Here is a 22,713-nt window from a genome sequence, read left to right on the forward strand (position 1 = left end):
GATGAGGAAATTCTCCTCATCTGCAATTTACTGCCTGGCAATCATTTTTACTGGTTATCCAACTGAAAAATAGCGCTTCACTCGTTGTCACAGATTTATAGTACGTCCCTCACTTCTTCCTGCCAGCATTTGGCTAACAACACTGCATTTTCCGCATTGACTCGTCCGTAGCCGTACCATTTACTGTGGCCATTTTCACCGTACTTGCCGTTTTCTTGATCTATTTTATCGCAGGAATCACGGATGATATCTCTGACCTCAAGGTAGGTGAGCGATGGATTGACGGACAGAATCAGGGCGGCCACACCAGCGGCACCAGGGCAGGAACTGGAGGTGCCGCCGAACTTATTGGTGTAATTACCAAAGATATCCCCGGTTAGCGTCATACCAGTATTATACCCTTCCTGATTACGTACATCGGTGGTCCAGATGCCGGAGGTGAGTGGGGCGGGGTGGAATTGCTCAGGATAGGCGAAATCCCCGCTGGGGAAGGTACACCACAGCGCTTTGCCATAGTCGCTGTAGGCGCAGCGGGTACTGCGGTCATTACAGGCACCAACGGCTATGACTTTGTCATTGCTGGCGTAACCGTCATTATCGACCGATTCATTACCGTTGCCTGCGGCAAAGAAAACCACGCATCCTTTCCCGTTACGCCCTTTTTCTACCGCATAGTCAATGGCTAGACGCGTGAGCGCGGGTAATTCGATTTCTCTATCATGATATTCATCGTCAGGATCAAACCAAATACCGTCAGCGGGACCCCAACTGCAAGAAATGATATCCGCGCCTTTATCCGCAGCCCAAACAAAAGAGAGAGCTTCCCCCATGGAGCCTAATCCATCGGCCAGACGAATAGGCATCAGATTTGCCGCCGGTGCTACGCCGGATGCGCCATACAAACCATCGGCGCAGGCCACGCCGGCGCAGGCGGTTCCATGTCGGTCACTTTTATCCGGCAAAGGATTTTCATTCTCGTAACCAATTTCATAGTTATGGGGATGGACGACTTTCCCCGGCCGCATAAATTCAGGGTGCTGGATATCAAAGCCATCATCAATAATGGCAATGGTGATACCCGCGCCGCGAGTTATTTCGTGGGCGGCTTCAACGTTAGCGCTGGCGTCGACATCCGTTTCTGTCCTGACGGTGGTTTTCTTTAAATGCCATTGATTGGGGTGAATCGCTTTAGGCATTTTATGGTGAATTAATTCAGGATGACAATTTTCCACTTCTTCACAATTCAGTATGTTCTCGGTGATAGTAAATATATCATCGCCAGTATCTTCTATTGCTGAAATAAAATAGGCGTTTTTAAGGAATGAAATTTCATTTTTTATAATAAGATTGTATTTATTGATAATATCTTCACATTGGTTTTTTTTAATATCATCCTTGAATTTGATAAAGATATTTTCTGTATAAATGATGGGCTCGGCAGTTTGTTCATTCCTAAAGCCGAAACCGGCAAATCTGACATCCCGATCGGTGGAAAGCTTTTCTCTCAATTCATTGATAACATTCCCTTCCCCTTCAATCTGAACCACGGTGACGTTTACATTGCTGATATTAAACAATAAATTGTAATGTAAAGGTTCATCTTTAATGATTTTATCCATTGTGTCGGAAAATTCTTTCCCAGCTTTCATTCTTACAACAAGTAAATCGCTGGATTTAACCAGAGGTAACATTTTCCTATGGTTATCTTTAATGTCATAAGTAACGTCAAATCTTTTCATTTCAAATCCTTTTTGATTGAATTGGTTATCGGTTTATTACACTAATAGTGAATGTTAGTTATTCTTGGTTAATGGCTCTGATATGGTTAATAATTGCCCACTTCTGTTTGTTTATATCATCTAGAACCTGTCTTTTACATAAACGGTTAGCTAATTACTATCAGGAGTTTATGCCGGGATATTAATTATCATTAGTTCGGCTAAGCGTTGTTTTTAATAAAGAGAGAGTAATAAAACCGAATGCGGCGTTGAGTTTTCAACCGCCTATATCTCCCTGCGGCTTAAAAAATATGCATTGAGCAAGGGGAGGCCCGCCGTCTTATCAGAGAAATAACCGCCTAATTGCTGCTTTGTTCCGTCCATCACCCTGGAAAATTTTTGTCATGCTACCGGCAATTGTTTTTCCTTTAATTTTTTATTCTTAACAGGAACGCCCAAGCTGAACAGGGACACTGACTGTGGCTGAAGATAGCGATCTGGAAAAGAGCGAGGAACCCACAGCCCATAAGCTGGAGAAGGCTCGCGAAAAAGGCCAGATTCCGCGCTCACGCGAACTGACCTCGATGCTGATGCTCGGGGCCGGTTTGTCGATCCTATGGGTTTTTGGCGAGTCTATCGGGCGGCAACTGGCGGCGATGATCGCGCAGGGATTACAGTTTGACCACAGCGTGATTGGTGATGAAAAGCATATGCTACGACAGATTGGCATGTTGCTGATGCAAACCGTGACGGCGCTGTTACCGGTATTTATTGGATTGGTATTGGTCGCGCTGTCGGTTCCTATGTTGCTGGGCGGTATCTCATTTAGCGCCGAATCCTTTAAGTTCGATTTAAAACGCATGAATCCGCTTTCTGGCTTGAAGCGTATGTTCTCTTCGCAAGTGTTGGCCGAGCTGCTGAAAGCGATTCTTAAAGCCTCGTTAGTCGGCTGGGTCACCGGCATGTTTTTGTGGCACTACTGGCCTGATATGCTGCGGCTGATAGCGGCTCCGCCCCTTGCCGCACTAGGTGATGCCCTACGTTTGATTTTGTTCTGCGGTTTTATCGTGGTGTTGGGCTTAACGCCTATGGTGAGTTTTGATGTGTTTTATCAAATTATGAGTCATATCAAAAAGCTCCGCATGACCAAGCAGGAAATACGCGACGAATTCAAGGATCAGGAAGGGGATCCACACGTTAAAGGACGTATTCGCCAACAGCAGCGCGCGATGGCGCGTCGTCGCATGATGGCCGATGTACCGCAGGCGGATGTGATTGTGACCAACCCGACGCACTACGCGGTGGCTTTGCAGTATAACGAGAACAAGATGAGTGCGCCGAGAGTGTTAGCCAAAGGCGCAGGAGAAATAGCATTACGAATTCGTGAGTTAGGTGCTGAACATCGCATCCCGATGTTAGAGGCGCCGCCGCTGGCTCGTGCTCTGTATCGTCATAGTGAGATCGGTCAGCATATCCCTGCCACCCTGTACGCCGCGGTAGCAGAGGTTCTTGCCTGGGTTTATCAGCTTAAACGCTGGAAGCTGGAAGGTGGGCTGATTCCTAAAAAACCTGAAAATCTGCCGGTGCCGGATGCACTGGATTTTGCTGGAGAGAGTGAGACTAATGGCTAACTTGGCCGCCCTGCTTCGTTTACCGGGCAATTTTAAAGACACGCAGTGGCAGGTACTTGCCGGTCCAATCCTGATTTTGATGATTTTGTCGATGATGGTTTTACCATTGCCGCCGTTCATTCTGGACCTGCTGTTTACCTTCAATATTGCGCTGTCCATCATGGTATTGCTGGTTGCGATGTTTACTCAGCGCACGCTGGAGTTTGCCGCTTTCCCAACTATCCTGCTGTTTTCTACCTTATTACGCTTATCTCTTAACGTTGCCTCGACCCGAATCATCCTGATGGACGGTCATACCGGTGCAGCTGCGGCGGGGCGGGTGGTAGAAGCTTTCGGCCACTTCCTGGTGGGCGGTAACTTCGCCATCGGTATCGTCGTATTTATTATTCTGGTGGTGATTAACTTTATGGTTATCACCAAGGGTGCGGGGCGTATTGCCGAAGTGGGCGCACGTTTTGTACTGGACGGAATGCCCGGTAAGCAGATGGCTATCGATGCCGATCTTAACGCCGGTTTGATTGGCGAAGAAGAAGCAAAAAAACGACGTTCTGAAGTCACGCAGGAAGCCGATTTCTACGGCTCAATGGACGGTGCCAGTAAGTTCGTTCGTGGTGATGCCGTAGCCGGTTTGCTTATCATGGTGATTAACGTAGTCGGCGGTTTATTGGTTGGGGTGATGCAGCATGATATGGCCGTGGGCCACGCGGCTGAAACCTATACCTTGCTAACCATCGGTGACGGTCTGGTTGCGCAGATTCCGGCCTTGGTTATCTCTACTGCCGCCGGTGTTATCGTAACCCGTGTCAGTACCGATCAGGACGTGGGCCAGCAAATGGTCACCCAACTGTTCAATAACCCGCGAGTGATGGTGCTGAGCGCCAGCGTGCTGGGGTTACTGGGCATGGTGCCGGGAATGCCGAATTTTGTGTTCCTGTTGTTCACCGCGGCTTTACTGGCTTTGGCCTGGCGTTTAAAAGGCAAACAGACCAGTCAGCCTGCAGTGGCAGAACAGCCGGTGGTGCAGGATCAACAGCAAGCTGCCGAAGCGACTTGGTCAGACGTGCAACTGGAGGATCCGCTGGGCATGGAAGTGGGCTATCGCCTGATCCCTATGGTGGATTTCCAGCAAAACGGCGAATTATTGGGGCGTATCCGCAGTATTCGTAAGAAATTTGCGCAGGAAATGGGCTATTTGCCGCCGGTGGTACATATTCGGGATAATCTCGAATTACCGCCTGCCAGCTACCGTATCCTGATGAAAGGGGTGGAAATCGGCAGCGGCGAAGCCCATCCGGGACGCTGGCTGGCTATTAACCCCGGCAATGCCGTGGGAACATTACCCGGTGAAGCGACACAGGATCCGGCCTTTGGGCTGGCTGCGGTCTGGATTGAGAGTGCTTTGCGTGAACAGGCACAGATTCAGGGCTTTACCGTGGTTGAGGCCAGCACCGTGGTGGCGACTCACTTAAACCATTTGATCAGTCAATATGCTAGTGAGTTATTCGGTCGTCAGGAAACGCAGCAGTTACTGGAACGTGTGTCGCAAGAAATGCCTAAGCTGACGGAAGATTTCATTCCGGGTGTGGTGTCTCTGACCATTTTCCACAAAGTGTTGCAGAATTTGCTGTCCGAGCGAGTGTCGATTCGCGATATGCGAACCATTATTGAAACGCTGGCGGAACATGCGCCGAACCAAACCGATCCGTACGAGCTGACGGCGGTAGTGCGTGTGGCGCTGGGACGCTCGATCGCACAGCAGTGGTTCCCTGGTACCGGAGAAATACAAGTTATCGGCCTGGATGCGGCGTTGGAGCGTTTGTTGTTGCAAGCCTTGCAGGGCGGCGGTGGTTTGGAGCCGGGGCTGGCGGATCGTTTGCTGGAGCAGTCGAAACAGGCGTTGCAGCGTCAGGAAATGTTGGGCGCACCGCCGGTATTGCTAGTTAACCATGCGTTGCGTGCGTTGCTGGCTCGCTTCCTGCGTCGCAGTCTGCCGCAAATGGTGGTGCTGTCCAATCTGGAGATTGGCGACAATCGTCAAATTCGCATGACATCCACCATTGGAGCCGCCTAATGAAGTTTCATGCTTTGATTTTAGCCGCGTTAGTGTCGGTGTCGTGGGGCGCATATAGTGCTTCCGGCAGTTGGGTTGCCGATGATATTGGTGTGACACAGACTTTACGCGGCGTGCCGACGTCATCGCCGGTATTGCGCCCGACCACGCCTTATGTCACTGCGGATCATCGCATTGTGTCGGTTAGCTGGCGGATACAGTTGCTTTCCGCCGCTCCCAACGGTTTGCAAATGAAGCTTTGTTCTCCCTCTCGCTGTATTGATTTGAACGGCGGTAGCGGTATCAGCCGTGGTCTGGCGGGGGAGTCTGCAACAAGTCCATTGACTTTTGTCTATATGATTCAAGGGCAGGGGCGAGTGAATCCACCGTTACAGGTGATGAGTAATCAGGTGATAGTGAATTATCAATAGAATTCCCTTTTTAAGGGAAACAGATTCTGATTGCCCATACCTTTCAATTGAGCCGCTTTTTAGCGGCTCAAAATTTATGGTATTGATTCTTTTTTATCTGATTCACCTCAGAGTGATAAAAGGTAAATACAACGGGAGCCGACGGTTAAAGCTTCGTCGTTTGGTTTTTCCTCACTTTCTTACTGTGTCTTCACATCTAATAAGTTAGACGAAAATTACGTTCAGATCAGGTTTCGCAGGCCCAGCAGTTTACGGTCACCTTATTCACCGTGAAGGCATCTGAGCAGGGGGGCGCGAAAGTGGGGTTCTGCGAACTTCCCTCGCGTACTCTTCTTTCGGCAAGCCAGCGCGAGATTCGCCTGCTGGCTTTAGCCATCCTATCCTAGCCCAGCGGTGCAAGGCACGCTGACGGCTGTTCCTCTTGGTCTCATCCCTGCTCGCGCCTACTTGCCTTGATTCGGTTGGGGGAAAGGAGAGGTATTCCCCCATCAAAGATCAACCTAAATTTGATCCGACAACCAATTTTTAACTGGCTTTTAATGTTGTCCAGACGAGTTATCTGACCCCTGCTGCAATAAAAATCCCTATGCGAGAGAGACTCAGATTGGCACGTTACTTAGCGGTACGTGCAAAGGCACGAAAGGAAGAAAGTAAAAGAGAAATATTAATTTTATGAAGAATAATGGCGTGAAAAACCAGAGGAAATAAGAAAGGAAAAGATTCACCTTTAACGGTGATGCGCTGCGAACGCTACCACCGTCAGATAATCAGCTCAAAAATCAACCGCAGGTTGAAGTTTAAACGCCGATTTTACGTCCCAGCAGACTAGCGCCGCGGGACTGGCCATCCGGGCCATACAGAGACTGACCGTGGCGCGTATTCAATACCGCCAGCGCCTCATCATTGTGCGCGATGTGCTGATTCAGCAAAAAACCGTTGTGCAGATTGGTATAACGCATCTTTTCGGCTTTTTTCAGGATTCGCTCCCAGCGCTCGGCCAGCGTAGGAACTTGCTGATAAGGGGCTTTGATTTTGGCCGCAGTCTCTGCCGCCAGACGGTTTTGATCCAGATAATCCAGAGTCGCTAATAACGAACTTTTTTGCTCGGTTATCCCTTGCAGAACCACGCCGTGAATTCGCCCGTCGCACAGTAATCGCTGCTCCTCAGCGATAACCACGGACAGCGTATCTAAACATTCCAGCTGTTGATCCAGATTGGTCTGTAATCTTTCCACCGCCACTTATCCTTACATAATTAACTATTTTTAAGATAATCCGCAGCGTCTTTTAACAGGGCATCGGCAATTTTACCGGTGTCCATGGTCAGTTGGCCGGAGCGAATAGCCTGTTTCAAACTTTCTACACGTTCTACATTAATATCCTGACTGCCCGGTTGCATCAGCTTGGCCTGCGCGTCGCTGAGTTTAACCTGCGTGCCGCTAACATGCGCTTTAGCCTGAGTAGACTTACGCATTTGCTGCGCCGCCTCGCTGGTTTCGCGCGGTTGTACCGGGCTGACCGGCAACAGTGGCTGTGTGCGATCGATGCTCATGGTGTTACTCCCTTCATGGCGGGATTTAGATTAGTGACCCGCAAACTGGTGGCGGGATTTACGCTAATTCACCCGCGAATAACTGCTTGTTAATGGTTATCGGCAACGATGATAAAAACTTTAATCACTATAACATAATGCGAATAACGCCATCGTCACCCAAGGTGCCACTGACGATTTGACCCGACGCCATACGTACCCGAACGTTATCTTGTAGGGCGGCGTTGTTCATCGCTTTGCCTTCGCTATTGATATTAAAGCCTTCTCCCTGCGCGACAACCTGAACCACCTGACCGGCCTTGATCACCCATGAGCGCCTGAGCATGGCCTTAGTCAGCGGTTGTCCGGCATTAATATGACGCAAACTGATCGTACCCTTAGCAAATCGCGCCTCGTTTAACGCGCCTTGCGGCAAGGTGTCTAATCGTCCTTCCTGATAAGTCATGTCTTTTTCTGTCAGCTTCTCACCGGCAGAGATCTGGCGACTGGCAACCAGATATTTCCCCGTGACCTGCACCTGCGTCTGCATAAAACGCCGTTGCTGACCGCAGCGCACCGACAAACTGACGTTACCCCAAGGGCGCGCGTTGGCCGGTAGCGAGATTTCGGGATTTTCACACTGCGGCCATTGTGCCTGCGGCGTTTTTATTTTCACTTCAACCTGTCGGGTATCCGAGGGGAATTGGTTGTGAAAGAACTGGTCAATCTGTTCAGCCAGATCCGTTGCCTGCGCGGTTCCTGCACACAGCCACGCCAAGCCCAACCCGATGACACCGCCTGCTTTCATGGAATCCCCTGACGTCTTGAGGCCGCTTTTAACGGCCCGATAGATTGACTGCTTCCCCACTAGTGTACCTGTAGCTGAAAAGGGTTAAGGGGATAAATAGCGACGCATTTTGCCCTTATTCAAACGATAGGCTTTCCCTAACGCCGTTTATGCTGTCGACTCCAAATTCTAACCTCGCGGGGGGGCTATGCTCGACAAACTGGACGGTGCTCTGCGCTTTCAACAAGAGGCGCTAAATCTTCGCGCTCAGCGGCAGGAAATTTTGTCTGCCAATATTGCCAACGCCGATACGCCGGGCTTTCAGGCTCGCGATATCGATTTCTCCAGCCAACTGCAAAAAGTGATGGAGCAAGGGCGTGTTAACGGCAGCGGGATGTCACTCAGTTTGACCGCAGCCCGTCATATTCCGGCTCAAAATATTCAGCCGCCGGATCTGGATCTGCTGTTCCGAGTTCCAGACCAACCCTCGATGGACGGCAACACGGTAGATATGGACCGTGAACGTACCAATTTCGCCGATAATAGCCTGAAATATCAAACCGATCTGACCATTCTTGGCAGCCAGATCAAAGGGATGATGTCAGTGTTACAACAAGGATAAGGCGTATGTCTTTACTGAATATATTTGATATCGCCGGCTCTGCGTTGTCTGCGCAATCCCAGCGGATGAACGTGAGCGCCAGTAACATGGCCAACGCCGATAGCGTAACCGGGCCGGATGGTCAGCCTTATCGCGCTAAGCAGGTGGTGTTTCAGGTTGCCAATCAAGGTGCTCAGGAAACCGGCGGCGTTCGTGTCGCGCAGATCGTAGAAGACACGGCTCCGGATCGTTTGGTGTATCAGCCCGGTAATCCGTTGGCGGATGCCAAAGGCTATGTGCGTATGCCGAACGTGGATGTGGTGGGGGAGATGGTGAACACCATTTCTGCTTCCCGAAGCTATCAGGCCAACGTGGAAGTGCTGAATACCACTAAATCCATGATGCTCAAAACGCTGACTTTGGGCCAATAATCGGAGCCGACAATGGCAATTAATACCTCAATGAATGACAGCTTGGACAACACCATTCCCAATACCGCTGCCAAGCTTCAGCAAAAACAGACTCTCGGCGGTGCTGGTAGCAGCGAAGAAATGCAAAACAGCTTCCTGACGCTGTTGGTTGCCCAGTTGAAAAACCAGGACCCAACTAATCCACTACAAAACAATGAATTGACCACTCAGCTGGCGCAAATCAGTACGGTTCAAGGTATTGAGAAGTTGAATACGACCTTGGGTTCGATATCAGGTCAGATTGATAACGGTCAATCGTTACAGGCGAGTGCGCTCATTGGCCATGGCGTGATGGTGCCGGGCAACAGTATTCTGGCCGGTTCGAAGGACGACATCGTGAGCACGACGCCGTTCGGTATGGAGCTGGTGCGCGGGGCCGACAAAGTGACCGCCACTATCAGCGATGCCAACGGTAACGTAGTCAAAACGATTGAATTCCCTGGTGGTTTAGAGGCAGGCGTTCATGTCTTTACCTGGGATGGCAAGCTGGAAGACGGCAGCAACGCACCGGATGGCGCTTACAGCGTCAGTATCGCCGCCAGCAGCGGTGTGGAGTCACTGAACCCAACGGCCCTGAGCTTTGGTGTGGTCAATGGTGTAACCAAGGGCGCTCAGGGGACCAAGCTGGATCTCGGCCCGCGTGGCACCGTGACGATGGATGAAGTTCGCCAAATTCTGTAAGTCCGCTGCTTCGTGCACGGAAAGCATTTTGATAAAGCAGTGGGCCAGACAAGAGTTTGGTTCTCTCATTTACCCGGCGTTTTGATGTTGTATCAACGCCTTGAATCCTAACGGAGAGTAACATGGGTTTTTCTCAAGCAGTCAGCGGTTTAAACGCAGCGTCTAGTAACTTGGATGTGATCGGTAACAACATTGCCAACTCGGCTACCTCTGGTTTTAAATCAGGTTCCGTATCTTTCGCCGATATGTTTGCCGGTTCTCAAACCGGTATGGGCGTAAAAGTCGCCGGTATCACTCAGGACTTCAACGACGGTACCCCAACCACCACTAACCGCCGTTTAGATCTGGCTATCAGCCAAAACGGTTTCTTCCGTATGCAAGACAGCAGCGGCGGTATTTTCTACGCGCGTAACGGCCAGTTCAAACTGGATGAAAACCGTAACATCGTTAATCAGCAGGGCCTGCACCTGACCGGTTATCCGGCCACAGGTACACCGCCAACGGTTCAGCAGGGCGCTCAGCCGGTTCCGCTGACGATTCCACAGGGCATGATCAGCGCGAAAGCGACCACTTCCGGCAATATGGTCGCTAACCTGAATTCATCTCACAAGCCAATCACCGAAACTTTCGATCCGGCGAAACCTGACACTTATAGCTTCGTTAACAACATCACCACCTTCGATAGTCTGGGTAATAGCCACGATGTCAGCGTGTTCTTTGTGAAAACCAAAGACAACACTTGGGACGTATACACCCAGGACACCAGCGTGGCCGGTTCTAAAGCCGATAAGCAAGGCACCATGAACTTCGATACTAACGGTCTGCTGACCGACACCACCGATGGTGCAGGTGCTCCAAGCGCAACGCCATTCACCCTGAATGTGCCGATGGCCGCATTGAATGGTGCACCAGCGCAGACGTTTACGCTGAATCTGGCCGGTGCCAAGCAGCAGAATACCGGTACTGACAGCATCTCAGCCCAGAACCAAACCGGCTATGCGGCAGGTGAATTCACTGGCTTCCAGATCGAAAAAGACGGTTCCGTGATCGGTACTTACTCTAACCAACAGAAACAGTTGCTGGGCCAGATCGTACTGACTAACTTTGCTAACCCGGAAGGTTTGTCTTCTCAGGGCGATAACGTTTGGAAAGAAACGGCGTCTTCCGGTAACGCCATTTTGGGTACGGCAGGCGGTGGTGGTTTCGGTACGCTGACCAGCGGTGCGTTGGAGTCTTCCAACGTGGATCTGAGTAAAGAATTGGTGAATATGATCGTTGCTCAGCGCAACTACCAGTCCAACGCTCAGACCATCAAAACCCAGGATCAGATCTTACAAACTCTGGTCAACCTGCGCTAATCGCGCTAACGGGATAGCAGCATGGATCACGCAATATATACCGCGATGGGTGCCGCCCGGCAGACGCTGGAGCAGCAGGCCGTTACTGCAAACAATCTGGCAAATGCCTCAACGCCGGGCTTCCGCGCGCAGTTATCTGCATTGCGGGCAGTACCGATTGACGGGCCGAGCATGGCGACGCGTACGTTGGTGGCGGCATCTACGCCCGGTGCGGATATGAGTCAGGGGCCAATGAACTACAGCGGTCGCCCGCTGGATGTGGCGCTGCAGCAAGACGGCTTTATGGCTGTGCAGTTGCCAGATGGCACCGAGGGTTATACCCGCAACGGTAACATTCAAGTTTCTGCCGACGGTCAGATGACGGTGCAGGGTTATCCGCTGATGGGGGATAACGGTCCGATTGACGTACCGCCGCAAGCGGAAGTCACTATCGCGGCTGACGGTACCATCTCGGCGTTGAACGCGGGCGATCCGCCGAACACCATTGCTCAGATTGGCCGGTTAAAACTGGTTCAGGCACAGGGCAGTGAGCTGACGCGCGGCGATGACGGATTGTTCCATCTGACGCCGGCTACGCAACAACAGCGTGGCGCTACGTTGCCGAACGATCCGCTGGTCAAAGTGATGCCCGGCGTGATTGAAGGCAGCAACGTTAAACCGGTGGAAACTATGGTGGATATGATCGCCAACGCCCGCCGTTTTGAGATGCAGATGAAAGTCATTCACAGCGTGGATGAGAACGAACAGCGCGCTAACCAGCTGTTAGCTATGAGTTAAGCGCCTAGGCGCAGAGGAGTACACTGATGATCCGCTCATTATGGATTGCCAAAACCGGTTTGGATGCCCAGCAAACTAACATGGACGTCATTGCCAACAACCTGGCAAACGTTAGCACCAATGGCTTTAAGCGTCAGCGCGCCGTGTTTGAAGATTTGCTGTATCAAACCATGCGTCAGCCGGGGGCTCAGTCCTCGGAGCAGACTACCTTGCCGTCCGGTCTGCAAATCGGTACTGGTGTTCGTCCGGTGGCCACTGAGCGTCTGCACAGCCAGGGCAACTTGTCCAAGACTGATAACAGTAAAGATATCGCCATCAAAGGGCAGGGATTCTTCCAGGTGCAACTGCCTGACGGCACCAACGCCTATACCCGTGACGGTTCATTCCAGATGGATCAGAACGGTCAACTGGTAACGGCCGGGGGTTTTCAGGTGCAACCGGCCATCACGATTCCTGCCAATGCCTTGAGCATCACGGTAGGGCGTGACGGTATCGTTAGCGTGACTCAGCAGGGGCAAACCGCCGCTCAGCAGGTCGGGCAACTGACGTTGACAACCTTTATCAACGACACAGGTCTGGAAAGCGTAGGCGAAAACTTGTATCAGGAAACCGCCAGCTCCGGCGCACCGAATGAAAGTACGCCAGGCTTGAACGGCGCAGGCTTGCTGTATCAGGGCTATGTTGAAACCTCTAACGTCAACGTGGCGGAAGAGCTGGTCAACATGATCCAGACCCAACGTGCCTATGAAATCAACAGTAAAGCGGTAACAACTTCTGATCAGATGCTTCAAAAACTGACTCAGATCTAAGATAGCTTTCGGGGGGCAGGATTGCCCCCTGACTGCGTTAGGCCGATTGGAATTTTGGGGTTCAAGGCAGCTTACCCCCTTGGTTACAGGTAATAAAAACAGAGATGGATACTTCGCCGTTCAGAAAATTAAGTGGATTGAGATGGGTCTGTGCGCCAACAATGGCGGTGCTGCTGCTCAATGGCTGTGCGTATATTCCGCATAAACCACTGGTGGATGGCACCACCTCTGCGCAACCCGCGCCAGCGAGTGCGCCTTTGCCGAATGGCTCAATCTTTCAGGCTGTTCAGCCAATGAATTATGGTTATCAGCCGCTATTTGAAGACCGTCGCCCACGCAATATCGGCGACACGCTGACCATTACCTTGCAGGAAAACGTCAGCGCCAGCAAAAGCTCTTCTGCCAACGCCAGCCGTAACGGTGCCAGCAAATTTGGCGTAGCCACTGCGCCGCGCTATCTGGAGGGTTTACTGGGCAACGCCCGTGCCGATCTGGATATTTCCGGCGATAGCACCTTTGGCGGTAAAGGCGGAGCCAATGCCAATAACACCTTTAACGGCACTATTACCGTGACCGTAGATCGGGTTCTGGCCAACGGTAATCTGCATGTCGTGGGAGAGAAGCAGATTGCGATCAATCAGGGAACCGAATTTATCCGTTTCTCCGGGGTCGTCAATCCACGCACCATCAGCGGCAGCAACACCGTTACCTCAACTCAGGTGGCGGACGCACGTATCGAATACGTGGGTAATGGCTATATCAATGAAGCGCAAACCATGGGCTGGTTGCAGCGGTTCTTCCTTAATGTTTCGCCGTTCTAAGAGGCCTATTAATGCGTAAACAATCTCTCATCCCGCTTTTTGTCGCACTGTTGTCATTGGTGTGGCTGCCGGCATCGGCAGAGCGAATTCGTGATTTGGTTACCGTTCAGGGCGTGCGGGATAACGCCCTGATTGGCTACGGACTGGTTGTGGGGCTGGATGGCTCCGGTGACCAGACCATGCAGACTCCCTTTACCACTCAAAGCCTGAGCAACATGTTGTCCCAGTTAGGGATTACTGTGCCGCCGGGTACCAATATGCAGCTGAAAAACGTGGCGGCGGTGATGGTTACCGCTAAATTGCCTGCGTTTTCTCGTACCGGACAAACCATCGATGTGGTGGTTTCCTCCATGGGTAACGCCAAAAGTATTCGCGGTGGGACTTTGCTGATGACGCCGCTGAAAGGCGTGGATAATCAGGTTTATGCGTTGGCGCAGGGCAACGTTTTGGTCGGAGGCGCTGGGGCGTCTTCAGGCGGCAGCAGCGTAACTGTTAACCAGTTGACCGGTGGTCGAATCAGCAATGGCGCGACTATCGAACGAGAATTACCGACTACTTTTGGCAGCAGCGGCGTGCTTAACCTTCAGTTAAATAATGAAGATTTTACGCTGGCGCAGCAGATAAGCGATGCGATCAACCGTTCGCGTGGCTTCGGTTCCGCCACCGCGATTGACGCCCGTACCATTCAGGTTCTGGTGCCAAGCGGCAGCAGCTCACAGGTGCGTTTCCTGGCGGATATCCAGAATATTCCCGTTAATGTCGATCCAGGCGATGCCAAGGTCATTATCAATTCCCGCACTGGCTCGGTGGTGATGAACCGTAACGTGGTGCTGGATTCTTGTGCGGTGGCGCAGGGCAATCTGTCGGTTGTGGTGGACAAACAAAATACCGTCAGCCAGCCGGATACGCCGTTCGGCGGTGGTCAGACCGTCGTCACGCCAAATACCCAGATATCGGTACGTCAGGAAGGGGGCGCGTTGCAAAAAGTGAATGCCAGCCCGAATCTGAACAATGTTATTCGCGCGTTGAATTCTCTGGGTGCAACGCCAATCGACCTGATGTCTATTTTGCAAGCGATGGAAAGCGCCGGCTGTCTGCGGGCTAAATTGGAAATTATCTGATGAGCGATTTGATGGCAATGTCTGGGGCGGCATACGACGCTCAATCCCTGAACGCCTTAAAGCGTGATGTGGCAAAAGACCCGCAGGGTAACCTGAAACAGGTGGCTCAGCAGGTTGAAGGGATGTTTGTGCAGATGATGCTGAAAAGTATGCGTTCCGCCATGCCGGAAGATGGCCCGCTGAGCAGCGATCAAACGCGATTATATACCTCTATGTATGACCAGCAGATTGCGCAGGAAATGTCGGTGAAAGGTCTCGGTCTGGCCGACATGATGGTGAAGCAGCTTTCCGGTAGCCAGTCGCCAAGTGAAACGGCCGGTACTGTGCCGATGGCGCTGGATAAAGAAGTGATGCAAACCCTGCCGGCACAGGCGCTGGCGCAGATGATGCGTCGGGCAATTCCCACGCCTCCGCCGGAAGGTGCCAGCCCGCTGTCACTCAATAACAATAACTTCGTTTCCCGTCTGTCGATCCCGGCCAAAGTGGCCAGTCAGCAGAGTGGCATTCCTCATCAACTGATTGTGGCGCAGGCGGCGCTGGAATCAGGTTGGGGGCGCCGCGAAATCCCGACGGCGGAAGGCAAATCCAGCTACAACCTGTTTGGTATTAAAGCAGGTAGCAGTTGGGAAGGGCCGGTTAGTGAAATCACAACCACGGAGTACGAGCAAGGAGTGGCGAAGAAAACCAAGGCCAGCTTCCGCGTTTACGGTTCTTACGTCGAAGCGATTAGCGACTACGTTAAATTACTGACCAAAAATCCTCGCTATGCGGAAGTGGCGGCGGCGAATACGCCAGAGCAGGCGGCACACGCCCTGCAGCGAGCGGGTTACGCTACCGATCCACAATACGCACAGAAATTGGTGGGCGTTATTCAGCAAATGAAGAGCGCAGGGAATCAGGCCGTAAAAGCCTATACCCATGATTTAAGCCAAATTTTCTAACGGAAGGCCGCAAACCGACCGTGTAAAACCCTGACCGCCCTGTGATTTATCCCCGGGCGGTTTTTTTTAGCAGGAACATCGCCGTAATCCATCGGAATAATGGGTATTTTTTGCCAAATTTACTCAAGTTATCCGATCTTTGGCCGATAAATATTACAGGCTGCGCGGGGACTTGTACCCCTCAGACAGTAACCTTATTCATCACCGCAGGTGGCACAGACTAACGATCGCCTGCCGTAAAAGGATTTCTTTATGTCCAACAATCTGATTAATACCGCGATGAGTGGTCTGAGCGCGGCGCAATACGCCCTGAGCACCGTGGGTAATAACATTACCAACTTCCAGGTCGCCGGGTATAACCGCCAGAATGCTATTTTTGCGCAAGCGGGCGGCACGTTGTCTCCAGCGGGTTTCCTCGGTAACGGTGTTAACGTGACCGGCGTAAATCGCGAGTACAACTCCTTTATTAATAATCAGTTACGTTCAGCCCAAACTCAAAGCGCCGGTCTGACAACTTATTACAATCAGATCTCGCAGATTGATAACTTGTTGGCGGATAAAAATAACAGCCTGTCCGTTACCATGCAGGATTTCTTCAGTAATCTAAAAGGTCTGGAAACCCTTCCCAACGATGACGCGACGCGTAAAACTGTGTTGGGTAAAGCCGAAGGGTTGGTAAACCAATTCAAGAATGCGGATAAATATCTGCAAGACATGAATAACGGTGTTAACCAGAAAATTAGCGACAGCGTTACCCAGATTAATAACTATTCTGAGCAAATCGCCAAACTTAACGACCAGATCACCCGTTTACGCGGCAGCAGCGGCAGTGAGCCAAATGCTTTGCTCGATCAGCGCGATCAGTTGGTGAGCGAACTGAACACCATTATTCCGGTCACCGTGACCCAGCAAGACGGCGACGCTTATAACGTGTCCTTCGCCGGTGGTTTATCGCTGGTGCAGGGTTCGAATTCTTATAATATGCGTGCAATCCCATCTAGCGCTGACGGCACTCGGATGACCATCGGTTACGACCGCGGTCTGGGTGGTGTGGCTGAGCTGGACGAATCCCGCATTACCTCCGGCTCTTTGGGCGGTACGCTGAAATTCCGCAGTGAAGCATTGGATAGCGCTCGCAACCAATTAGGGCAGTTGGCGTTGGTGATGGCCGATAGCTTTAACCAGCAGCACGAAAAAGGCTTTGATATCAACGGCGATCCAGGCGAGAAGTTCTTCAGCTTTGCTCAGCCAAACAGCGTCAGCAATTCCAAAAACACCGGTACCGGTCATCTGGATGTGAGCTACAGCAACACCAGCGAAGTGCAGGCCAGTGATTACAGCATGGAATTCGACGGCACCAACTGGCAGGTTACGCGTCTATCAGACAACAGTAAAATTACGCCTAAAACCGAAGTTGACGGCAGCCTGAGCTTTGACGGCCTGAATGTTTCTGTCGGTGCAGGCGTAGCGGCGAACGATAAGTTCACCATCAAACCGGTGGCCAATACTATTTCTAACCTGGATGTGGCAATCAAGGATTCCTCTAAAATTGCCGCTGCGGGCGTGGACCCAACCGGTGTGGACGGGGGGAAAGGCGATAATAACAATGCTAAGGCGTTACTGGAGCTGCAAAATAAGCAATTGGTCAACGGCAAAGCGACATTGTCCGGTGCTTACGCCGGTTTGGTCAGTAATGTGGGTAACCAAACTAGCACGGCGAAAGTGAACAGTACCGCGCAGTTCAATATCGTGAAGCAGCTTGATGAGCAGCAGCAGTCCATTTCCGGGGTAAACCTGGATGAAGAGTACGGCAATCTACAGCGTTTCCAGCAATATTACCTGGCCAATGCGCAGGTTATCCAAGTGGCTTCGACTTTGTTTAATTCCTTGCTGGAAATTCGTTAAACCGAACCCTGCGGGGATAAATACTCAATCACTGTTCTGCGAAACGGCTTGCAGAACAGACGCTAAAAGGAACTGACATCGTGCGCCTTAGTACCAGCATGCTGTATCAGCAAAATATGCGCGGCATCACTGATGCCCAATCTCTGTGGTTGCAGTCTGGCCAACAGATTTCGACCGGCAAACGAGTGATTAACCCCTCGGATGATCCCATGGCTGCCTCACAGGTGATCATGCTGTCTCAGGCTCAATCGGAGAATGCGCAATTTGCCTTAGGCCGCAGCTATGCGCGCCAGACTTCATCTTTGGAAACCAATTTTCTGGCGCAGTCAACCAGCACCGTGCAGCAAATGCAAGCGTTGGTGATCAGTGCTAGCAAAGACTCCCTGAGTGATGATGACCGGGCTTCTTACGCGACTCAGTTGCAGGGCCTGAAGGATCAATTGTTAAATCAGGCTAACTCCACGGATGGCAACGGCAACTACATGTTTGGCGGTTTTAAGAATGACAAACCTCCTTTCGTTGCCGATCCGGTGACCGGCGCGGTAACCTATAACGGTGGTGATGAGCCTAAGACTCAACAGGTTGATTCTTTCCGTAACATGACCGTGGGCCACACCGGTTCCAGTGTGTTTATGAGTCTGACAGCCAATGCGCGTCCGGAGCCAACCGATCCGGCTACCGGTACGACGCCAGCGTCAGAAAGCAATATTTTCAATACCATCGATACCGTATTGAACGCGCTGAAAATGCCAATGAATGGTGCATCGGAAGCAGATAAACAGCTCTCAGCGGATGCGATGGATAAAGGGATTCGCGGGTTAGACAACTCGTTGAATAATATCCTGTCCGTTCAGGCTGAAATTGGTACTCAATTGCAGGAATTGGACAGTCTGGATAGCCTGGGCGACGACCGTACTCTGATAAACAAACAACAGCTTAGCGATTTACAGGATGTAGATTGGAACGCCGCGATTTCATCCTACGTTATGCAACAAGCCGCATTACAGGCTTCGTATAAAGCTTTCAGCGATATGCAAGGCATGTCCCTGTTCCAGCTTAACCGTTAATAACCTGCGTTCTTACCCGCTGACTAGCTCGGCGGGTCCCCTTTTAAGTGTACTTAAACCGGGTGCACTTTTCGGTATGTCATCTTTTCCCACTAAGGTTTGGGGTGACATACCACCTTTTTATTATTAAAACCCCAATCTTTAGCCTCGTTTCAGGTTAACGTCCAGCCGTAATGGATTACCAAATCACTCCGTTATAGCAGAGTGATGATTGCTCGAACTGCCAGTAATCCGTGACGCAAAATGATGGGGACTCAGAGAAAGAGGGCGCTAACTTCAGGCCATCCCGCCAACAACACCGGCCAGACGATCGAAGAACTCACCGAACAGATGCTCGCAATAGGGAGCAAGACTCGGCATTAACAAGCCAAGAACCAGCATACCTATGGTTAAAGTGAGGGGGAAACCGATCACGAATACCGAAAGCTGTGGCGTCATGCGGTTTAACATGCCCAGCGCCATGTTTAGCGTGAGCAGAATCGTGATCAGGGGCAACGCGAGCATAAGTCCACTGATAAAGATCAGAGAACCGATCTCGGTTAAGGCGCGGAACCCGCCGCCGTTTAGAGGCGCAAACTGAATGGGCAGCGTGTGGAAGCTGTCGGACAACATAGAAATCAGCCATAAATGGCCGTTGAGGGACAAGAATAGCAGCATTGCGATTAGGTTCAGCAATCGCGCCAGCACGGGCATATTGGGGCCACCGGAGGGATCGAAAAAAGTAGCGAAAGACAGCCCCATTTGTAACCCGATGATTTCCCCCGCTAAACGAATAGCTGCAAAGGCGAACTGCATGGTCAGGCCAATAGCGACGCCGATGATCACTTGTTGAATGGCGACCCAAATAGCTCCGGCGGAAAAAATTGGAATATTAATGACCGGCAGGGACGGTGCAATCAGAAAGGTAATCATTACCCCTAGGCCGACTTTGACCTTACGGTTGATCGATTTTTCATTCAGAACCGGTGCGGTGCTGATCAGCGCCAATACGCGGACCAGCGGCCAGAAATATTGGCTGACTAAATGACTAAGCTGGCTGGTATCAAAAGAAAGCATGTTTAGCCGATCAGCGTAGGCAAGCTGGTGAACAGATTACGCATGTAATCCAGAATCAAATTCAGCATCCACGGCCCAGCGATCACCAAAGTGGCGAAGACCGCCAGAATTTTTGGAATGAAAGACAGGGTCATTTCGTTAATCTGCGTGGCGGCCTGTAGCAGGCTGACCAACAGACCGCTGACCAACGCAGCCAGCAACAGCGGCGCGGCCAGTGCTAGGGCGATTTTCATCGCTTCAGTGCCAAGCGCCATTACCGATTCAGGAGTCATAGCCTACCTTTGTATAAAATGAGCTGGATGAGACAATTTCAGGCTAACTGTAGAAACTTTGCGCCAGTGAACCTAGCAGCAATTGCCAGCCATCCACCAGAACAAACAACATCAGCTTAAAGGGTAGCGAGATCGTCGCCGGTGGCACCATCATCATACCGAGGGCCATTAATACGCTAGCGACTACCAAATCGATAATCAGGAACGGAATAAATACGGTAAAACCGATCTGGAAGGCGGTTTTCAGCTCGCTGGTGACGTAGGCCGGTAGCAAAATACGCATGGGTACCGCTTCCGGGCCTTCAAACGCAGGCAGATTGGCTAAACGGGCATACAGTGCCAAATCGGTTTCCCGGGTTTGTCGCAGCATAAATTCCCGCAGCGGCTGCGAGCCTTTATCTATGGCGATGTCCATGCTGATCTTATCCTGGCTAAACGGCAGATAAGCATCCTGATAAACCTTGTCGAACACCGGAGACATGATAAAGAAGGTCAAAAACAGTGCCAGACCTAACAAAACCTGATTCGGCGGAGCCGAGGGCGTGCCGAGGGCGTTACGTAACAAACCCAGCACAATAATGATTCGGGTAAAACTGGTCATCATCAGCAACGCCGCCGGTAGGAAGCTCAGCGACGTGATCAGGACTAAGGTTTGTACCGGTAGCGACCAACTTTGCCCGCCGTTGGCGAGAGGCTGGCTGATAATGCCGGGTAATTGCGCAAACACCGCCGGTGAGAACAACAGGGCGGTGAAAGTGAATAGGGTGGTAAGCAGACGGCGCATCCGCACCGTTAAGGCAAAAGTGGCCTTGAATTCAGGGCGCTGAGACGTCATGCCGATTTTTCCGGGTGTTTCAGGATTTTTTGCAGTAGCTGACGAAAATCAGCCGGTTTGGTGGTATCTGGTTCGACGGTAGGGTCTACCGGAGGGCGTTCCATCGTGTGCAGCTGAGTGACCTGCTGCGAAGTGACGCCCAGCACTAACCAGGTGTTATCTACTTCCACAATGACTACGCGCTCACGTTGGCCAACCTGACAGCTAGCGCGCACATTCAGCAATTTGTTATTACGCGCCTGTGGAGCAAAGCCCAGCCGTTTTACCAGCCAGGCACCGCACAGAATCAGTAAAATAACGCCGCCGAGAACGCTACCAACCTGCGTTAATACCGCACCAGCCGGAAGGGCCGGTGCCGCAGGAACGGTAGTCTGGCTACTCACGCCAGGGTGAGAATTGGCGAAACCGGTGACCGGCGTTTGTGCTTCACTCATTAGCGGCTTAAACGGCGCATACGCTCAGATGGTGTAATGATGTCGGTAATACGTACGCCGTATTTATCCGCCACTACCACCACTTCACCTTGTGCTATCAGGTAACCGTTAATCAGGATATCCAGTGGCTCACCGGCCAGACCATCCAGAGAAACCACGGAACCTTGCGATAGGCGCAGCAATTCTTTGATGGTCATTTTGGTGCGGCCTAGCTCCACGGACAGTTTTACCGGAATATCCAGAATCAGATCGATTTCCTGCAAATTGCCAAGTGCGTCCGGTGCCTCCAGCGATTTGAATACGCCTTCGGTTGTTGCCGTTGGTTTTTCTGTCGCTTGCTGCTCGTTAAACGCATCAGCCCACAGATCATCCACGGATTCCTTTCCATCGCCAGACGGCAGCTTAGGGTCACTCATTGGGCTGTTCCTCATTTAGAGCATTCAAAATAGGGTTAATCAGATGTTCAACACGAAGGGCGTATTGCCCGTTCAGAGTACCGTACTGGCTGGTTAGCACCGGTACGCCATCAACGTGGGCGATCAGCCGGTCTGGCTTATCTATCGGCAATACATCGCCCGGTTTCAGTTTTAAAATCTGAGACAATCGCAGCGAGATCTCAGCAAAATTGGCCACCAGCTCCAGCTCGGAGTGTTGAACCTGTTTTACTAACGTTTCGCGCCAGTGGGTGTCTTCCTGACGTGAGTTTTCCAGCGGCGGATTGGTCAACAGCTCGCGCAGCGGTTCGATCATGGCGAAAGGAATACAGATATTGAATTCGCCGCTTAGCGCGCCGATTTCCACGTGGAATGGCGTGGTGACCACGATGTCATTCGGCGAGGTAGTGATGTTGGTAAACTTCACCTGAATCTCGGAACGGACATATTCCACGTCGATCTTGTAAATAGCGGCCCAGGCGTCGCGGTAGGCGTCCAACGCCAAACGCAGCATGCGGGTAATCACCCGTTGTTCAGTATGGGTAAATTCGCGGCCTTCCACTTTAGTCGGGAAACGGCCATCACCGCCGAACAGGTTATCGACGGCGATAAATACCAAACTTGGCTCAAATACAAATAGCGCAGTGCCGCGCAGCGGTTTGAGATGCACCAAGTTCAGGTTGGTTGGCACCGGCAGGTTACGGGCGAATTCATGGTAAGGCTGGATTTTAATCGGGCCTACCGTGATGTCCGGGCTACGACGGAGCAGGTTGAACAACCCCATGCGGAACTGACGGGCAAAACGCTCGTTAATGATCTCCAGCGCGTGCAGACGCTCACGCACCACGCGGCGCTGGGTTGTCGGATCGTAAGGCTTAACGTCACTGTCACTGCCGACTATGGCAACCGGCTCATCGTTTCCGCTGTCGCCGTTTAACAGTGCGTCAATCTCTGCTTGTGAAAGTATGCTGTCGCCCATAATG

At 51.5% G+C, this 22,713-nt stretch carries 24 protein-coding genes; 14 read left to right on the forward strand and 10 right to left on the reverse strand.

From position 1 onward, the window contains the following. Positions 1–95: 95 nt before the first annotated feature. Positions 96–1,739 (reverse strand): S8 family peptidase, encoded by a 1,644-nt coding sequence (locus AD970_RS06405; protein ID WP_049597495.1) that lies wholly within the window; start codon positions 1,737–1,739, stop codon positions 96–98. A gap of 458 nt (positions 1,740–2,197) precedes the next feature. Between AD970_RS06405 and flhB the strand changes: the two genes are divergently transcribed. The 3 genes from flhB to AD970_RS06420 are packed head-to-tail and all read left to right on the forward strand — an operon-like array spanning position 2,198 to position 5,830. Beyond that, on the forward strand, positions 2,198–3,349 hold the full coding sequence (gene flhB / locus AD970_RS06410; RefSeq protein ID WP_049597496.1) for a flagellar biosynthesis protein FlhB: 1,152 nt from the start codon (positions 2,198–2,200) through the stop codon (positions 3,347–3,349). Then, the gene (gene flhA / locus AD970_RS06415) at positions 3,342–5,420 is read left to right on the forward strand and encodes a flagellar biosynthesis protein FlhA (RefSeq protein ID WP_049597497.1); all 2,079 of its coding nucleotides are present in this window, start codon (positions 3,342–3,344) and stop codon (positions 5,418–5,420) included. The genes flhB and flhA overlap by 8 nt, the downstream gene beginning before the upstream one ends. Continuing rightward, a complete protein-coding gene (locus AD970_RS06420) occupies positions 5,420–5,830 on the forward strand; it encodes a flagellar protein FlhE (protein WP_049597498.1) in 411 nt (136 codons plus the stop codon). Before flhA ends, AD970_RS06420 begins: the two co-directional genes overlap by 1 nt. A gap of 797 nt (positions 5,831–6,627) precedes the next feature. Here AD970_RS06420 and AD970_RS06425 read toward each other — a convergent pair. The 3 genes from AD970_RS06425 to flgA all read right to left on the reverse strand — a co-directional run bounded on the left by AD970_RS06425 (position 6,628) and on the right by flgA (position 8,169). After that, on the reverse strand, positions 6,628–7,071 hold the full coding sequence (locus tag AD970_RS06425; RefSeq protein WP_049597499.1) for a flagella synthesis protein FlgN: 444 nt from the start codon (positions 7,069–7,071) through the stop codon (positions 6,628–6,630). A gap of 14 nt (positions 7,072–7,085) precedes the next feature. Then, a complete protein-coding gene (gene flgM, locus AD970_RS06430; protein ID WP_049597500.1) occupies positions 7,086–7,382 on the reverse strand; it encodes a flagellar biosynthesis anti-sigma factor FlgM in 297 nt (98 codons plus the stop codon). 127 nt (positions 7,383–7,509) lie between these two features. After that, the gene (gene flgA / locus AD970_RS06435) at positions 7,510–8,169 is read right to left on the reverse strand and encodes a flagellar basal body P-ring formation chaperone FlgA (RefSeq protein WP_049597501.1); all 660 of its coding nucleotides are present in this window, start codon (positions 8,167–8,169) and stop codon (positions 7,510–7,512) included. 187 nt (positions 8,170–8,356) lie between these two features. On the opposite strand from flgA, the gene flgB reads away from it, so the two are divergent. The 11 genes from flgB (at position 8,357) to flgL (ending at position 18,699) form a co-directional block, all read left to right on the forward strand. Continuing rightward, positions 8,357–8,770, forward strand: a complete 414-nt coding sequence (gene flgB / locus AD970_RS06440) for a flagellar basal body rod protein FlgB (RefSeq protein ID WP_049597502.1) — start codon at positions 8,357–8,359, stop codon at positions 8,768–8,770. A 5-nt stretch (positions 8,771–8,775) separates the two neighbouring features. Next, complete coding sequence (gene flgC / locus AD970_RS06445; protein ID WP_049597503.1) at positions 8,776–9,180, forward strand: flagellar basal body rod protein FlgC; 405 nt, start codon at positions 8,776–8,778, stop codon at positions 9,178–9,180. A 12-nt stretch (positions 9,181–9,192) separates the two neighbouring features. After that, positions 9,193–9,900, forward strand: a complete 708-nt coding sequence (gene flgD / locus AD970_RS06450; protein ID WP_049597504.1) for a flagellar hook assembly protein FlgD — start codon at positions 9,193–9,195, stop codon at positions 9,898–9,900. 122 nt (positions 9,901–10,022) lie between these two features. After that, entirely contained in the window at positions 10,023–11,258 is a 1,236-nt protein-coding gene (flgE, locus tag AD970_RS06455; RefSeq protein ID WP_049597505.1) for a flagellar hook protein FlgE, read from the forward strand. Positions 11,259–11,279: 21 nt separating this feature from the next. Beyond that, positions 11,280–12,035 carry a flagellar basal body rod protein FlgF gene (locus AD970_RS06460; RefSeq protein WP_049597506.1) on the forward strand — a complete coding sequence of 252 codons (756 nt, stop codon included), beginning with the start codon at positions 11,280–11,282 and terminating at the stop codon, positions 12,033–12,035. 26 nt (positions 12,036–12,061) lie between these two features. Then, positions 12,062–12,844 (forward strand): flagellar basal-body rod protein FlgG, encoded by a 783-nt coding sequence (flgG, locus tag AD970_RS06465; RefSeq protein WP_049597507.1) that lies wholly within the window; start codon positions 12,062–12,064, stop codon positions 12,842–12,844. Positions 12,845–12,948: 104 nt separating this feature from the next. Further along, positions 12,949–13,665, forward strand: coding sequence for a flagellar basal body L-ring protein FlgH (flgH, locus tag AD970_RS06470; RefSeq protein ID WP_049597508.1), 717 nt, complete (start codon positions 12,949–12,951; stop codon positions 13,663–13,665). Positions 13,666–13,676: 11 nt separating this feature from the next. Further along, positions 13,677–14,786, forward strand: a complete 1,110-nt coding sequence (locus AD970_RS06475) for a flagellar basal body P-ring protein FlgI (protein WP_049597509.1) — start codon at positions 13,677–13,679, stop codon at positions 14,784–14,786. Then, complete coding sequence (flgJ, locus tag AD970_RS06480; RefSeq protein ID WP_049597510.1) at positions 14,786–15,727, forward strand: flagellar assembly peptidoglycan hydrolase FlgJ; 942 nt, start codon at positions 14,786–14,788, stop codon at positions 15,725–15,727. The genes AD970_RS06475 and flgJ overlap by 1 nt, the downstream gene beginning before the upstream one ends. Positions 15,728–15,979: 252 nt before the next feature. Continuing rightward, a complete protein-coding gene (gene flgK, locus AD970_RS06485) occupies positions 15,980–17,632 on the forward strand; it encodes a flagellar hook-associated protein FlgK (protein WP_049597511.1) in 1,653 nt (550 codons plus the stop codon). 80 nt (positions 17,633–17,712) lie between these two features. After that, on the forward strand, positions 17,713–18,699 hold the full coding sequence (gene flgL / locus AD970_RS06490) for a flagellar hook-associated protein FlgL (RefSeq protein WP_049597512.1): 987 nt from the start codon (positions 17,713–17,715) through the stop codon (positions 18,697–18,699). 276 nt (positions 18,700–18,975) lie between these two features. On the opposite strand, the gene fliR is transcribed toward flgL, so the two are convergent. Genes fliR through fliM form a run of 6 tightly spaced genes read right to left on the reverse strand, consistent with a single transcriptional unit; the run spans position 18,976 to position 22,709 of the window. Further along, positions 18,976–19,755 carry a flagellar biosynthetic protein FliR gene (gene fliR, locus AD970_RS06495; RefSeq protein ID WP_049597513.1) on the reverse strand — a complete coding sequence of 260 codons (780 nt, stop codon included), beginning with the start codon at positions 19,753–19,755 and terminating at the stop codon, positions 18,976–18,978. Positions 19,756–19,757: 2 nt separating this feature from the next. Next, positions 19,758–20,027, reverse strand: coding sequence for a flagellar biosynthesis protein FliQ (fliQ, locus tag AD970_RS06500; RefSeq protein WP_049597514.1), 270 nt, complete (start codon positions 20,025–20,027; stop codon positions 19,758–19,760). Between the two features lie 43 nt (positions 20,028–20,070). Further along, positions 20,071–20,811, reverse strand: a complete 741-nt coding sequence (gene fliP, locus AD970_RS06505) for a flagellar type III secretion system pore protein FliP (protein ID WP_049597713.1) — start codon at positions 20,809–20,811, stop codon at positions 20,071–20,073. A 47-nt stretch (positions 20,812–20,858) separates the two neighbouring features. Further along, on the reverse strand, positions 20,859–21,296 hold the full coding sequence (fliO, locus tag AD970_RS06510; protein ID WP_049597515.1) for a flagellar biosynthetic protein FliO: 438 nt from the start codon (positions 21,294–21,296) through the stop codon (positions 20,859–20,861). Continuing rightward, positions 21,296–21,712, reverse strand: coding sequence for a flagellar motor switch protein FliN (gene fliN, locus AD970_RS06515; protein ID WP_049597516.1), 417 nt, complete (start codon positions 21,710–21,712; stop codon positions 21,296–21,298). Before fliN ends, fliO begins: the two co-directional genes overlap by 1 nt. Next, on the reverse strand, positions 21,705–22,709 hold the full coding sequence (gene fliM, locus AD970_RS06520) for a flagellar motor switch protein FliM (RefSeq protein WP_049597517.1): 1,005 nt from the start codon (positions 22,707–22,709) through the stop codon (positions 21,705–21,707). Before fliM ends, fliN begins: the two co-directional genes overlap by 8 nt. Positions 22,710–22,713 lie beyond the last annotated feature (4 nt).

This window comes from Yersinia nurmii (genome assembly GCF_001112925.1).
GTDB lineage: Bacteria > Pseudomonadota > Gammaproteobacteria > Enterobacterales > Enterobacteriaceae > Yersinia > Yersinia nurmii.